The following is a 14,266-nucleotide window of genomic DNA, read 5'->3' as shown; positions in this document are numbered from 1 at the left end:
CGTCGCTGCGCTCCTCGCAATGACGTCAATCGACCCCCATCCCCGTTTCAAAACCGCCGCAAAACTGGCATAGCTTAACCATGTCGCACGTAGCTGACAGGGTGGAGCAGGCATGACGCGGGCGGTATTGGGCATCATCGGCGGCTCCGGCATCTACGATTTGCCGGGTCTCGAGGGCGCGCGCGAAGAGGTGATCAAGAGCCCCTGGGGCGAGCCGTCGGCGCCCGTGCGGCGCGGCGCCATCGCAGGCCTGCCGATCGTGTTCCTGCCGCGCCACGACAAGGGGCATCGGCTGTCGCCCTCCGACATCAACTATCGCGCCAATGTCGACGTGCTGAAGCGTGCTGGCGTCACCGACCTGATCTCGCTGTCGGCCTGCGGCTCGTTCAAGGAAGAGATGCCGCCGGGCACTTTCGTTCTCGTCGACCAGTTCGTCGACCGCACCCACAAGCGCGAGAGCTCGTTCTTCGGCAGGGGCTGCGTGGCGCATGTGTCGATGGCGCATCCGGTCTCGCCGCGGCTGCGCATCCACCTGGCCGCGGCAGCCGAGGCGGAGGGCATCGCGATCGCGCGCGGCGGCACCTATGTCTGCATGGAAGGGCCGCAATTCTCCACCTATGCGGAAAGCATGACCTACAAGACGCTGGGCTATTCTGTGATCGGCATGACCAATATGCCGGAGGCGAAACTCGCCCGCGAAGCCGAGATCTGCTACGCGACCGTTGCGATGGTGACGGATTTCGACTGCTGGCATCCTGATCACGACGCCGTCACCGTGCAGGACATCATTCGCGTGCTGACCTCGAACGCGGACAAGGCGAAGGGGTTGGTGGCACGGTTGGCCAAGGATTTTCCGCGCGAGCATGAGCCGTGTCCGATCGGATCGGACCGCGCGCTCGACACCGCGCTGATCACCGCACCCGAGGCGCGCGATCCCGAGCTTCTGAAGAAGCTCGATGCGGTGGCTGGGCGCATCCTGCGTGCGTGAAGTGAAAGATAGAACGCCATGAAGGTCGACGGAAAGCAGTTCCGCAGCATCTGGCGCGAGCGCGACGGCTGGTCGGTCGGCGCAATCGACCAGCGCCGGCTGCCGCATGAATTCATCGTCGCGCGCCTGACCTCGTGCGAAGATGCGGCAGTCGCGATCGGCGACATGCTGGTGCGCGGTGCGCCCCTGATCGGCGCCACTGCGGCCTATGGCATGGCGCTCGCGATGCGTGAGGACGCGTCCGATGCCGGCCTGAAACAGGCTTACGAAAGGCTCGTCGCGACGCGGCCGACAGCGATCAATCTGAAATGGGCGCTGGACGAGATGCGCGCGACGCTCACGCCGATCGATCCAGTTGAGCGGGCGGAGGCGGCCTACGCCCGAGCCGACGAGATCGTCGAGCAGGACGTCGCGATCAACCGCGGCATCGCCGCCAACGGTCTTGCGCTGATCGAGGCGATCGTATCGAAGAAGAAGCCGGGCGAAGTGGTCAATGTGCTGACCCATTGCAATGCAGGCTGGCTCGCCACCGTCGACTGGGGCACCGCGACCGCCCCGATCTATCTCGCGCATGAGCGGGGCATCAAGATCCATGTCTGGGTCGACGAGACCAGGCCGCGCAACCAGGGCGCCTCGCTCACCGCCTGGGAGCTCGGCCATCATGGTGTGCCGCATACGGTCATCCCCGACAACACCGGCGGGCATCTGATGCAGCACGGCATGGTCGATCTCGCCATTGTTGGTACCGACCGCGTCGCCGCCAATGGCGATGTTTGCAACAAGATCGGCACGTATTTGAAGGCGCTCGCGGCGCACGACAATAATGTGCCGTTCTATGTCGCGCTGCCGTCGCCGACGATCGATTTCGCGGTCAATGACGGCATTCGCGATATTCCGATCGAGCAGCGCAGCGGGACAGAGGTCACGAATATGACGGGCCGTACCGCCGATGGCCGGTTGGAGACGGTGCGTATCGTGCCCGAGGGCTCGCCGGTCGCGAATTATGCGTTCGACGTAACGCCGGCGCGTCTCGTCACCGGCCTCATCACCGAACGCGGTGTGCTGAAGCCGGATCGTGCTGCGCTGGCGGCTGCATTTCCCGAGCGGATCGCTTCAGTATCTGAGTAAGCAGTTATAGGTCGAGCTCGTCCCCACGCCCGTCATTGCGAGCGCAGCGAAGCAATCCAGAATCCCTCCGCGGAAAGACTCTGGATTGCTTCGCTGCGCGCGCAATGACGAAGGATAGACTACCCCAGCTTCAATCCCGTCGCCGCCTCGAGTTCCGCAATCGCCTGTGCGCCGCTCGTCACCTTGATCGTGGTCATGCCCATCTCGCGGGCGGGCTTCAAATTGACGCCGAGGTCGTCCAGATAAACGCATTTCTTCGGGGCGACATTGAGCGTCTCGACCATCAGCTGGTAAATGCGCGGGTCCGGTTTGCGCAGGCCGATCTTGGCGGATTCGATGACGTGATCGAACAGCACCATCACCTCGGCGACGTAGAGCGAGCGCCCGGTCATGCTACCGATGGCGTTGGCCGGCAAATTGTTGGTGATGCAGCCGGTCTTGAACTGCGCCTTGATGCGCTTCAGCGCTTCGACCATTTCGGGGCGCAGATCGCCCTGAAGCAGCGGCAGTACCTCGCGGCCGCGTACCTCCGCGCCGAGCGCGCGTGATTCTTCCGCAAACAGCTTATCGAATGTCTCGACGTCGACCTCGGCGCGCTCGAACCTGGCCCAGGCGTTTTCCAAATGGTTGGCGGCGTTGGTACGCCGGATGATGTCGATAGGCAGACCGCGATCGGTCTCGTACCGTGTAAACGCCTCGAACGGCGAACTCGTCAACACGCCACCAAAATCAAAGATCACAGCCTCGATCGCCACTATCCTGCCCTCGTCAATTCCTTTCCAAGAGGGCTAGCATGCGCTATCGGCAAGGGCCAGTCCGAAGCAATCACGCATCGCCATCGATGCCGACGCCAGAGCGTGTTCTCATGAAGAAGCTTGCAACTCTCATCGTATCCGCGCTGCTGCTCGCCACGCCCGCGTATGCCGTCGTCGGCGGCGGCACGCCGCAGACGGATGGCGTCGCGCGCGCGGTCGTCACTATCGTTGGCTCGCGCGGCAATTTCTGCACAGGCAGCCTGATTGCGCCGAAGGTCGTGTTAACGGTTGCGCACTGCGTGCAGCCCGGCGCCGACTACAAGATCCTCGATCGCATCGCCAACGGTCAGCCGCAATTGCTGGACGTGCGCACTGTCGCGATCCATCCCAGCTTCAACATGCAGGCGATGCAGGCACATCGCGCTACGGCCGACGTGGCATTGTTGCAACTCGAAATTCCACTCAAGGGAAAATCGACAGTTCCAGTCGGCGCGCCGAATATCCCGATCAAGGTCGGTAGCCGCTTCACCATCGCCGGGATCGGCGTCAGCGTGCGCGGCGATGGCAAGAGCGGCGGCGCGACCCGCGTTGCTGCGCTCGTCGCCACAGGCCGGCCCGGCACTTTCCAGATTCGCCTAGTCGATCCCGTAACCAACGGTGTTCGCGACGGAATCGGCGCCTGCACCGGTGATTCCGGCGGTCCGATGTTCGAGGACAAACCGAGCGGCGCCGTGCTTGTGGGCCTCATCAGCTGGTCGACGGGGCCGAATGGCGCCGCCGGCTGCGGCGGATTGACCGGGGTCACGCCGCTGACGCTCTATCGCGACTGGATCTTGCAGACCGCGCGGAGCTGGGGCGCGGCGTTGTAGTTTGACCACGCCTTGATCTATGTCATTTTGCAGAGGAATCGCGATGGGCGACGATGCCCCGTCGCAGAGGAAACGCGCCGCCAATCAAAGCCGGCCTGAGCAAGACAAGGCATAGAAGCAACAATGAATGTCGCTGTTCGCAGTCACGCCACGACCAAACAGGCTTCAGAACATTTCGACGTGCTGATCGTCGGCGCCGGCATCTCCGGCATCGGCAGCGCCTATCACGTCACCAAGCAGCTTCCGGGCACGAGCTACGTCATCCTGGAAACGCAAGCGACGTTCGGCGGCACATGGAGCACGCACCGTTATCCCGGCATCCGCTCGGATAGCGACCTCCATACCTTCGGCTACAGCTTCAAGCCCTGGGTCGGGCCGCCGATCGCATCCGCCGAAGAGATCCTCTCCTATATGAACGAGGTGATCGACGACAACGATATCGCCCGCCACATCCGCTACAAGCACAAGATCAATTCGGCGAGCTGGTCGAGCGAACAGAACCTCTGGACCATCGAGGCAGTGACGACGGACACCGGTGAGGCAAAGACCTTCACCGCCAACTTTCTCTGGATGTGTCAGGGCTATTACCGCCATTCCGAAGGCTACACGCCGGAATGGAAGGGCACGGATCGCTTCAAGGGCCGCATCGTCCATCCGCAGACCTGGCCGGATGATATCGATCTCGCCGACAAAAAAGTGGTCGTGATCGGCTCAGGCGCGACCGCGGCGACGCTGGTGCCGAACATCGCGGACAAATGCGCGCATGTCACCATGCTGCAGCGCTCGCCGACCTATTTCCGCCTGGGGCGCAACGCCATCGAGCTCGCGGAGGAATTGCGTCGGCTCCAAGTCGACGAAGCCTGGATCCATGAGATCGTCCGCCGCAAGATTCTGTTCGAGCAGGATGCGTTCACGAAGCTCTGCCTGTCCAAGCCGGAGCAGGTGAAGAAGGAACTGATCGGCCAGATCAGTGCAGTGCTCGGGCCGGACTACGACGTCGAGACGCATTTTACGCCAAGCTATCGCCCGTGGCGGCAGCGCATTGCGTTCGTGCCAGATGCCGATCTGTTCAAGGGCATTGCCAGCGGCAAGGCCTCTGTGGTGACCGACGAGATCGAATGCTTCGTCGAGAACGGCATCCAGCTCAAATCCGGCAAGCTGCTGGAAGCCGATGTCATTGTCACCGCGACCGGCTTCAACCTTTCAGCGCTCGGCGACATCACCTTCGAGATCGACGGCAAGCCGCTCGCCTTCGGCGACACCGTCACCTATCGCGGCATGATGTTCACGGGCGTGCCGAACATGGTCTGGGTGTTCGGCTATTTCCGCGCGAGCTGGACGCTGCGCGTCGATCTCGTCGCGGACTTCGTCTGCCGGCTGCTCGGCCACATGAAGGCGAAGGGCACGAAGAAGGTCGAGGTGGGCTTGCGCGCCGAAGACCACAACATGCCGATCCTGCCCTGGATCGATCCGGAAAACTTCAACCCCGGCTACATCATGCGCGACATGAACCTGCTGCCCAAGCGCGGCGACAAGCCGGAATGGCAACACAGCCAGGATTACTGGACCGAGAAGGACGAGATCCCGAAGACGGATCTGGATGACAAGGCGTTTGTGTACGGGTGAGAGGGAAGTCGGTGAATGGGGGCGGTTACGATCGCCACTCCGCTGTCGTCCCGGCGAAAGCCGGGACCCATACCGCGAAATCTATCGGTTGCGGATGGTGGCCGTCCCACGACGAAAAATCTTCGACTTCCTGTGGGTCCCGGCCTTCGCTGGGACGACAATAATTATTGGGTGAGCGACACCACAACCCACTCGAGGCCGGCCGTCTACGAATTCCGCCTCGTCGCGTTCGTGGCAATCGCCGCCGCTGCCGTCCGGTTCTCCACGCCAGGCTTGGCGTAGATCTGCTCCAGATGCTTATCGACCGTGCGCGGGCTGATAACAGCTCCCTTCCCGGAAAATCTCACGCTCCTGCCGCTGCCAGCCAAATGCCCCGAACTCAACCCAGTCGAGAATGTCTGGCAGTTCATGCGCGACAACTGGCTCTTAGCCTGCTCCCAGGCCATCAGCCGCGCGACGAGAATCGGCGCAGCGCCGTCATGAAACCGTCGAAACGGTCCGCTCCGATATCGGCGGCCCATTCCGCCTGAATCTTAAGCAGCGTCGCATGGACGACCTTGACCATCCCCCAGGAGCGGGGGGTGAGATAGATGAGGCGACGTTCGCCTTTCTTCGCAGCTCGCCGCTCAAGGTAACCCAGCGCTTCCAGCTGCCCGATAATATGATTGGTCGCTTGCCGCGACATCCGAATCCGGCGCGCGAGGTCGGATGGCCGGACGCCGTCGGGCGGAGGGTAGCTGAACACGGCAAGATGGACGGGTTGCAAGTCGGTGAAGCCAGCTGATCTGAGGTCCGCTTCCATCCGGGCGCGCACATGATCGAGACATTGCCGCAGCAGCGCGCCGACATAGGGCGGACCTTCATCGGCCGGAGCATCGGCGCGCCTAGATTTACGACCTGACGGCGTTGACATTTTTGTAAAATCTCTTTACGAACGACATGTAAAACTATTTTACGGTAGAGAGAGCAGTCATGCAAAGTGCTGTTACAGACGTCATTCGGATTGGTGGGATAGAACTGCGGTTTCTGGTGGATGAAACGCAGGGCTCGGGCGACCTCGTGATCTTCGAGATGACGATACAACCCAACGCCCGCGTCCCCGTCCCGCACTATCACCGCGAGGTCGACGAGGTCATCTACGGCCTGTCGGGAACATTGACGGGGCAGATCAACGGCGAGACGCATGAACTCCGTGCGGGCGACTGTACGCTCATTCCGCGCGGAGCCGTCCATCACGCCGAAAATCGGCACAGCGAGGCCGCGCGCGCCCTGATCGTGTTGAACCCAGGTTCGATCGGCCGCGCCTATTTCGAGGAAATCGCGAAGGCTGTGAGCGGTCCTGGCAAGCCTGATCCGGCGCGGCTTACAGAGATCATGCTGCGGCACGGCCTGGTTCCCGCCTGAAAAGAACCGGCGCGGCGTCGTGCGCTACACTTGGTAGGCTCTACCGCTTCTGCTGTGCCGGCTTGCGCGGCGGGCGCGAGGCGGCGGCGGGTGCGGGCGTTCCGCTCATCTTGTTGGCGGCCTCGCTGACGTCGAGCAGCGAGCGGCGGGCATCCTCGAGGAAGCTTGCCGATTTCTTCTTCATGGTGTCGGCGAGCTCGTGCAGTCCCTTCACCTTTTCGAACAGCTCGTCGGCCTTGCCGTCGACGAAGCCCGGGACCACGCCCTCGATCTTGGTGACCGCCTTGTCGAAGCCCGCAAACGCATTGTCGACCTTGAGCATTACCGCGTCGATCTCGTCGCCCTTGCCTCTGAGATCGGCGGTATAGTCTTCGAACGTGCGCAGGCCGTCCTTGATCGCGGGCGCGTTGCTGACGATGGCGCGATCGACACTATGCAGCGTGTCGACGATGGTTTCGGCATCGCTGAGATCGGCGGTCAGCACGGGAACGCCGTCCGAGTCCAGCGGCACCGGCGGCGCGGACGGGGCGCCGCCGATCAGCGAGACCGCAGCGACACCGGTGAGGCCCTGGAACTCGATGCCGGCCACCGTGTCCTTGCGGATCGGCGCGGTGTTGTCGAGCGATACCAACGCCACGACTTTGCGCGGGTTGTCCAGCTTGATCGACAGGATCTGGCCGGCGGGCACGCCGTCGAAATTGACTGGGCCGCCGCGGCGCAGGCCGCTCGCCGAACCGCCTTCGAACACGACGCGCAACTGGCTGCGGCTCTGGCTGGTGCGCCATTTCTGCACGCCGAGCAGGCCGCCGAACGCGACGGCGATCACCGCCAGCGTCGTCGTTCCGATCACCAGATTGCTCGCGCGTGCCATGCGGGTGGGATTCTACGACCAAAGCGGGGAAGTTGGAAGGAGCCGGGATGGCCGCAATGTTAACGGGGCGGGTTAACGACTTGTCCGCCGTAGCTCGAAGAGCGAAGGCGGAAACACAATCCGCCGTTTTCTTCGCGCGCATGAGGTCGAGTTGGCGGATTACGCCGTGCTAATCCGCGCCTCAGGCGACATCAGTGCCCGGCGGCGCGTTTGGCGGCTGCGTTGTTCAGCACGATCAGTGCATCGACCGCGACACCCGTTTTGGCATTGATCAGGAACGGATTGACGTCGATCGAGGCGATCCGGTCGCCGGCATCCGCAATCAAATTGGACAGGCCGACCAGCGCCTTCACCGCCGAGGTCTCGTGCAGTGCCGGCTTGCCGCGATAGCCGCGCATCTTGATGCCGGCCTTGGTGCGGCCGATCAGGAGCCGCGCCTCGGCTTCGTCCAGCGGCGCGCCGGCGAGTGCCACGTCCTTCATCAGCTCGATGTCGATGCCGCCAGTGCCGAACAGCACGACGGGGCCCATTTCGGCATCGAGCGACGCGCCGACCACGAGCTCGAGGTCGGCCTTGACCTGCTGCGCGATCAGGATGCCGTCGAGTTTCGGCTTGCCCTTCAGCTTCTTCACCCGCGCGGTGATGTCGGAAAAAGCTTTCTTCACCTCGGCCGCGCTGTTGAGGTTCAGCACCACGCCGCCGATATCGGATTTGTGCAGGATCTCGGCGCTGACGACTTTGGCCACGACCGGAAAGCCGATCTGCTTGGCGATCTTCACGGCTTCCGCCGCCGTCCGCGCGATCCCCTCCTTCGAGACCGGAATGCCATAGGCCTTCAGCAGCTTCTTCGAGGCGACTTCGTCGAGCGCGGCGGCGCTCGCCGATTTCAACGCCTTCTCCAGCACGGCCCGCGCGGCCGGCTTCGAGCTCGATACGATGTCGGGCACTTCCTTGCGCAGTCTCGCATAGGCGAGCAGCGATTTGATCGCGGTCACCGCGCGGTCCATGCCCTGCATCACCGCGAGATGTGGCAGCGATTTACGCAGGCCCTTGGTGAACTCGGTGAAGCCGATCGACATCGCGCTGATATAGATCACGGGCTTTGCGGCCCGGCTCGCCATCTCGTGGACGATGCGCAAATTGCGCTCGCGCTGCTCGTGCGGCGCTTTTGGAAACTCGGCGTCGATGATGACGATGTCGATAGCAGGGTCGTCGATCATCAGCTTGATCGACTTCATGTAGACGGAGGGATCGACCACCGCCGCAAAGCCGGCATCGAGCGGATTGCCGACGATCGAGCCCGGGCCGAGCATCTTTGCCAGCTCCGAGCCGACATGCGGGCTCAGCGGCGCAAAATTCAGGCCCTCGGCATAGAAGGCGTCGAGCAGCATGCCGCGCTTGCCGCCGGACAGCGTGACCGCCGCAAGCCGGTCGCCCTTGGGCACGGCCGCATGGACGAAGCATTCGGTGGTCTCGATCAATTCGTCGAGCCCGCTCACGCGGATCACGCCTTCGCGGGTTGCAATCGCGTCGAATGTCTCGATCGAGCCCGCCAGCGCGCCGGTGTGCGCCATCGCGGCGGCGCGGCCGCCCTCCGACGATCCGAGCTTGAGCGCGATCACCGGCTTGCTCGCGGCACGCGCGGCCTTGCAGGCGTCACGAAACGCCCTGGTGTTGCGCACGCCTTCGAGATAGACCACGATCACCTTGACGCTCGGATCTTCGGCGAAGTAGCGCATCAGGTCGGGCGTCTCGAGCCCGGTCTCGTTGCCTGTTGTCACCATGTAGCCGACACCGACGCCGCGATCCTCCAGCGTCTGCCGGATTGCCATGACGATGGCGCCGGATTGGCCGGCGATCGCCACGGCGCCCTGTTCCATGGTGACGATGCGGTCGTCGATATTGGTGAAGAGCTTCTCGCCGGCGCTCAAATTGCCGAGGCAGTTGGGGCCGGTGACGGCGAGCCCTGTCTCACGCACGGCCTGTTGCAGCTCCGTGGCGAGCTTCTGGCTTTCCTCATCCTGCAACTCGCTGAAACCCGAAGTGACGATGGTCGCGGACCGCGCTCCGGCAGCTGCGGCGTCGCGGATCACCTGCACGGCAAAGCGTGCTGGCACCAGTACCAAAACGTGATCGGGCTTCTCGGGGAGGCTCGCAAAATCCTTGTAGCAGGGCACGCCCCAGATGGTTTCGCGCTTGACGTTGACCGGATAGAGCCCGCCCTCGAAGCCGTATTTGACCAGATTGTTCCAGATGCGCTCGGCGTAGTTGCCCGGCTTGTCGGTGGCGCCCACCAGCACGATGTTGCGCGGATGCAGCATCGCGTGGATGCCCTTGACGATGTCGCTGGCATCGGGCGACGGCGACCATGGGCGGGCAGGAACCGACGCGGCAGAGACCTGAGCTTCCATGGCGTGACCTCACCTTTTGTTCTTCTTGGTGGCGCGTCACTTTGTTGTATGGCGAGTTGCGCGGAGTGGCAACCGGCAAGCGCTGCATGCCGCACGACGGAATGCGCGGCGGGTCGCACGCAGCGACGTCAATCGTCAGCTCGCGGCTCTTCAGAAGATCGCGCGTGCCGTCGATCGAGGCTATTCACCATCTCCGATCAGGGTGGCATGCAGGAGATAACGTTCGGGGCCGGACGTGACGGCGTCGAACGGCCAGCAGGTCGCAAGGACAAGCTCGAAATCCTGCGTCGCGGGATCGATGCCAGATGCGTCGAAACGGACAATCGCGGAAGAATCCGCGCGATAGCGAAAGCGTTTGCCGTCACTGCGTGTCACATCGATCACGTCACCTATGGCAACATCCCGCAAAAAGCGGAAATGTGTATCGCGATGAGCTGCATACATAGCAACGCCGCGCTCGCCCGCATCAACCGTTTGGCTGAGATGACCGGGTCCGAAAGCGAGCGCCTGGCCGCTCGTGCCTTCCAGCACGATGGCGCTGGCACCGATCCGTTTCACCTCGATCCGCGCTACCGGCCAGGTATCGGCCCAGGACCATGGCTTGACCGGCTGGCCGGTCGCAACGCTCCGGTCGAACGCACGCTCCAGCAGCGCCTGCGCGAGCCATGCCTTGGCGTGGATGTAGGCGCCGTCGCCGAACAGGATCGTTCCGACAAGCGCCAGGACCAGAGGCGAGATGAGGCGGGGCATGATGTGTCCTCCTCCGTCATTGCGAGCGAAGCGAAGCAATCCAGAGTCTTTCAGGGGAGGCAGTCTGGATTGCTTCGCTGCGCTCGCAATGACGAGAGGAAAAAAGGCGCGCGCGGCCGATGGTATCGGGACAGGCAGCCGCGCGCGCCAAGCAAGAGGAGTTCGGGGAGCTCCTCTCTCAAGCGGCCTCAGTGAGCAAGTGCCGACGCCGGTTGAACACGAACAGGATCAGGGCGAGAACGATCATGATCAGGCCTGCGATCATCTTCAGTGCGGCCGAAGTCGCGGTCTTGGGCAGGCGGATCGCATCGGGTGTGACAGGGATCGGACGCCTTGCCGCAAGCTGGCCTGCATCGGCGCGGCGCTCGCGCAGCTGTGTCGGCGTCAGTTGCGACCGTTCGCCGAACACCTTCGCGAAATCCCAGCCTGCCGGCAGGTTGATCGGCAGCTCGCTCAGTTTGAGCGGCTGGCCTTCGGGACGGCTCGGCGTCTTGTCCACCGCGACGAGACTGGTCAGCCGCGTGACGATCTGATGGTCGAGCGCCAGTGCAAGGATCGTCTTGTCCGTGTCCTCCGGCGTCATCTCGCGGAGCGTCCGCGCCACTTCGGCGTCGCCGATCTTGCGCCTGGCCCAGAGCTTGGACAGGCCCTTGCCTTCGGCCGCATTTTGCAGCGGCAGCGTCAACGACCACGGGCGGTTACCGACACGACCCTTGATCTCCAGCGAGCCCGCGAGCTTGTCGAGCTTCGCGGCCAGCACCAGCGGCTCGTCGCGATAGAGGTCGGGAATGATCGCGGGCGTGACGTCGGCCTTGGCCTCGGAGAATTTTGCGGTGAGGCCGGTCACGGCAGGATTTTCCAGCTTGGCGAACAGGCCGCGCATGCGCTCCTCGACCTGCTCGACGGAGCCGATATGGGTGAAGGTGCCGCGTCCCAGCTCGGATGCCCGCGTCATCAGATAGGTGTTCGGCGCGGAGCCGATGCCGACCATAAAGATGCGCGAGCGGCCGCGCATTGCCGTGATGGTCTCGAACAATTGCTGCTCGTTGCCGATCGCGCCGTCGGTCAGGAACACGATCTGGCGAACCATGTTGGTGTCGGCAAGCTTGTCGGCCAGAGCTGCCCGCATCGCTGGCACCATCTCGGTGCCGCCGCGCGCCTGCAATGCGCCAACGAATGAGGTCGCCTCACCTACATGTGCGGCGTCGGCTGCCACTGAGGTCGGAAACAGCACGTCCATGGTGTCGTCGAAGCGGATCACATTGAAGCGGTCGCTCGGCTGGAGGCGGCCGAGCGCGTAGAGAAGGCTCGCCTTGGCCTGCTCGATCGAGGTGCCGCCCATCGAACCGGAATTGTCGATCACGAACACCACTTCGCGCGGCAGCGGCTTCTGCGTTGCCTGCTCGGCGGCCGGTGGTGTGACGAAGGCGAGCAGATAGTCGGCATCGCCGACATGCTCGCGGAACAGTCCGACCGACGGCGCCTTTTCGGCGGCCGGCTTCCATGTCAGTTCGAAGTCGCGGTCGGCGGGCACCGTGCCGTCGGCAAGCGTCACGACCCGCGTCGCGTTGTCCGGGCTCTCGATCTTGACGTTGTGGTGGTGGCTCTTCACTTCGCCAAGCGCAAAACCGGCTTTCAGATGCACCGTGATACTGGTCGGATTGATCGGCGCATTCCTGGCAGGATCAAGCACGGGCGGCGAGATGCGGTCACGGTCGGGCACCGGGTCTGAATTGGTCGCGCCCCAGCCGGAGCCGTCCTTGCGGAAGTCGACGCTCTGCACGATCGGCGCCGGATTGTAGCGCGGCCCGACCACGAGCGGCACGCGCAGCGAATATTCGTTGCCGGATTGATGTACCGGCTCCTGATATTCGATCTGCACCAGCACGGTTTCGCCGGGACCGATATTCGCGACCGAGTTGGTGAAGATGTTGGGCCGCTCCTGCTCGGTGAGCGCAGCCCTCTGTCCGTTGCGGCGCGCCTGCTCGTAGATCGCGCGTGCCTGCTGACGCTCCCTGATGTCGCCGACGATGACGCGGTCGCCGACCACCATCTTCAGCGTGTCGACGGCGCCGTCGGCGGCCAACGGATAGACATAGGTCGCCTCGACCCAGTCCTTGGTCGGGTTGCGGAAGATCTGCGTGACGCGGGTGCGCAGCGTCGGGCCGGACACCGTGATGTCGACGTCGATCCCGAGGCGGATGGCTTCCGTGTAAGCGCCGTCCTCCTTCAGGAGGAGGCTGCCGGACTTGGCATCGCCGGGCTGGAGCAGGCTTGCCTGTTCCGTTGTCGCCGACCAGCCCGGCGCGAAGCTCACGAGCAGGGCCACGAAGCTGACCAGGAGCACGGCAACGCCCTGCGCCAGAAGGAACAGTCCGACCCTGATCAGCCTGCCCAGCCAGAGGTGTCCGTTACTGTCGACTGCGTCGTAATCGTCCATTTGGCCTGCTCCCGAAGTGTGTTTGACGTTGTCGAGCATCGGTCGGGAGGGGGCGAATTCGCGAGCAGAATGATCGGCAATGTTCCGCCGCGGCTGACCTGGCCAGGCCGCCGTTTTGGCGGCGATGTCCGGTTTTGTGCTGACTTGTCCGCCCTGCTAGACTGGCGGCCGTGGAGCAGGGTTAACGATGCAGACGCCGGATAAACTCAACGACGGGCAGCTTTCGGACGAGCAGAGCCGCGAGGTTGCGGAGACGATCCGCGAGGAAATCGCAAGGCGCCGGATTTCGCGGCAGGCGCTGGCCGAGCAGGCCAAGCTGAGCCTGTCGACGCTGGAGAAAGCGCTCGGCGGCCGCCGCGCGTTCACGCTGGCGACCACGGTCCGGCTGGAGCAGGCCTTGGGCGTGTCCCTGCGCAAGAGCACGGTTGCGCCGTCGCCCACGGCCGGCAACGATGTCGCGCCCGACAGCCTCGGCTCCTATTCGCACCGCGCGGTGACCTGGATCGAGGACGTCTATATCACGCTGCGGCCGTCCTTTGGCGACAAGGACGCGATCTTCGCCTATCGCACCGAGATTATCTGGGAGCCGAAGGTTTCCTCGCTGGTTTTCCGCGAGGGCGAGCGGACCGATGCGGCCTATGAACACACCGGCGAAGTTGCGGTGCCGCACCAATCCGGGTTCATCTATCTTGTCATCAACAAGCATGGCCAGCATCGCGTGATCACGGTATCGCGGCCAACCGTGTCCGGCGCGATGTACGGCATTATCTCGACGCTGCGCGCCGGTGCCGGCTCACAACTGATGCCGGTCGCGGCGCCGATCGCCTATGTGCCGCTCAAGAATGTTCCGGCGCCGTCGCTGGGGCGGGTCGCGCCTGGCGACGCAAACCATGCACTCTATCGCGATCACCTGCGCCGTACCGTCGACGAATCGTTCGCGCTCTTCCTGCCGGGATAGTACGTCCTCGCGGCTTGAATAAAAAATAGCGGCCTTGCGGCCGCTATTTCCTTGAGATGTGCTCGT

Annotated in this window: 12 protein-coding genes and 2 pseudogenes; 7 read left to right on the top strand and 7 right to left on the bottom strand. The window is 63.6% G+C overall.

Features of this window, described 5'->3' with window-relative positions:
- Positions 1 to 112: 112 nt before the first annotated feature.
- Complete coding sequence (locus ABIA96_RS06925) at positions 113 to 988, top strand: S-methyl-5'-thioadenosine phosphorylase (RefSeq protein ID WP_354136271.1); 876 nt, start codon at positions 113 to 115, stop codon at positions 986 to 988.
- Positions 989 to 1,006: 18 nt separating this feature from the next.
- Complete coding sequence (gene mtnA, locus ABIA96_RS06920) at positions 1,007 to 2,116, top strand: S-methyl-5-thioribose-1-phosphate isomerase (RefSeq protein ID WP_354136270.1); 1,110 nt, start codon at positions 1,007 to 1,009, stop codon at positions 2,114 to 2,116.
- A gap of 119 nt (positions 2,117 to 2,235) precedes the next feature.
- Here mtnA and ABIA96_RS06915 read toward each other — a convergent pair whose 3' ends face one another.
- Complete coding sequence (locus ABIA96_RS06915) at positions 2,236 to 2,871, bottom strand: HAD-IA family hydrolase (RefSeq protein WP_354136269.1); 636 nt, start codon at positions 2,869 to 2,871, stop codon at positions 2,236 to 2,238.
- Positions 2,872 to 2,981: 110 nt separating this feature from the next.
- On the opposite strand from ABIA96_RS06915, the gene ABIA96_RS06910 reads away from it, so the two are divergent.
- Both ABIA96_RS06910 and ABIA96_RS06905 read left to right on the top strand, forming a co-directional pair.
- Positions 2,982 to 3,740, top strand: coding sequence for a S1 family peptidase (locus ABIA96_RS06910; protein ID WP_354136268.1), 759 nt, complete (start codon positions 2,982 to 2,984; stop codon positions 3,738 to 3,740).
- Between the two features lie 123 nt (positions 3,741 to 3,863).
- Positions 3,864 to 5,366, top strand: a complete 1,503-nt coding sequence (locus tag ABIA96_RS06905; protein ID WP_354136267.1) for a flavin-containing monooxygenase — start codon at positions 3,864 to 3,866, stop codon at positions 5,364 to 5,366.
- Between the two features lie 206 nt (positions 5,367 to 5,572).
- Here the strand turns inward: ABIA96_RS06905 and ABIA96_RS06900 are convergent.
- Positions 5,573 to 5,686 (bottom strand): annotated as a pseudogene (locus ABIA96_RS06900) (DNA-binding response regulator); the annotation flags it as partial.
- 13 nt (positions 5,687 to 5,699) lie between these two features.
- Between ABIA96_RS06900 and ABIA96_RS06895 the strand changes: the two are divergent.
- Positions 5,700 to 5,792 (top strand): annotated as a pseudogene (locus tag ABIA96_RS06895) (transposase); the annotation flags it as partial.
- Between the two features lie 19 nt (positions 5,793 to 5,811).
- On the opposite strand, the gene ABIA96_RS06890 reads toward ABIA96_RS06895, so the two are convergent.
- Positions 5,812 to 6,279 carry a MarR family winged helix-turn-helix transcriptional regulator gene (locus ABIA96_RS06890; protein WP_354136266.1) on the bottom strand — a complete coding sequence of 156 codons (468 nt, stop codon included), beginning with the start codon at positions 6,277 to 6,279 and terminating at the stop codon, positions 5,812 to 5,814.
- A gap of 59 nt (positions 6,280 to 6,338) precedes the next feature.
- Here ABIA96_RS06890 and ABIA96_RS06885 point away from each other — a divergent pair, with 59 nt between their 5' ends.
- The gene (locus tag ABIA96_RS06885; protein ID WP_354136265.1) at positions 6,339 to 6,770 is read left to right on the top strand and encodes a cupin domain-containing protein; all 432 of its coding nucleotides are present in this window, start codon (positions 6,339 to 6,341) and stop codon (positions 6,768 to 6,770) included.
- A 40-nt stretch (positions 6,771 to 6,810) separates the two neighbouring features.
- Here the strand turns inward: ABIA96_RS06885 and ABIA96_RS06880 are convergent, their stop codons facing one another.
- The 4 genes from ABIA96_RS06880 to ABIA96_RS06865 form a co-directional block, all read right to left on the bottom strand.
- Complete coding sequence (locus tag ABIA96_RS06880) at positions 6,811 to 7,641, bottom strand: MlaD family protein (RefSeq protein ID WP_354136264.1); 831 nt, start codon at positions 7,639 to 7,641, stop codon at positions 6,811 to 6,813.
- A 191-nt stretch (positions 7,642 to 7,832) separates the two neighbouring features.
- Positions 7,833 to 10,052, bottom strand: a complete 2,220-nt coding sequence (locus tag ABIA96_RS06875; RefSeq protein ID WP_354136263.1) for an acetate--CoA ligase family protein — start codon at positions 10,050 to 10,052, stop codon at positions 7,833 to 7,835.
- Positions 10,053 to 10,232: 180 nt separating this feature from the next.
- The gene (locus ABIA96_RS06870) at positions 10,233 to 10,802 is read right to left on the bottom strand and encodes a class GN sortase (protein WP_354136262.1); all 570 of its coding nucleotides are present in this window, start codon (positions 10,800 to 10,802) and stop codon (positions 10,233 to 10,235) included.
- 178 nt (positions 10,803 to 10,980) lie between these two features.
- The gene (locus ABIA96_RS06865) at positions 10,981 to 13,242 is read right to left on the bottom strand and encodes a marine proteobacterial sortase target protein (RefSeq protein ID WP_354136261.1); all 2,262 of its coding nucleotides are present in this window, start codon (positions 13,240 to 13,242) and stop codon (positions 10,981 to 10,983) included.
- Between the two features lie 187 nt (positions 13,243 to 13,429).
- Here ABIA96_RS06865 and ABIA96_RS06860 point away from each other — a divergent pair, with 187 nt between their 5' ends.
- Positions 13,430 to 14,200 (top strand): helix-turn-helix domain-containing protein, encoded by a 771-nt coding sequence (locus tag ABIA96_RS06860; RefSeq protein ID WP_354136260.1) that lies wholly within the window; start codon positions 13,430 to 13,432, stop codon positions 14,198 to 14,200.
- The last annotated feature ends 66 nt before the right edge of the window (positions 14,201 to 14,266 follow it).

The sequence above is a fragment of the Bradyrhizobium sp. LB11.1 genome, assembly GCF_040549385.1.
Classification (GTDB): domain Bacteria; phylum Pseudomonadota; class Alphaproteobacteria; order Rhizobiales; family Xanthobacteraceae; genus Bradyrhizobium.
The sequence above is the reverse complement of the archived record's forward strand: the minus strand, read 5'-3'. Positions and strand labels throughout refer to the sequence as shown.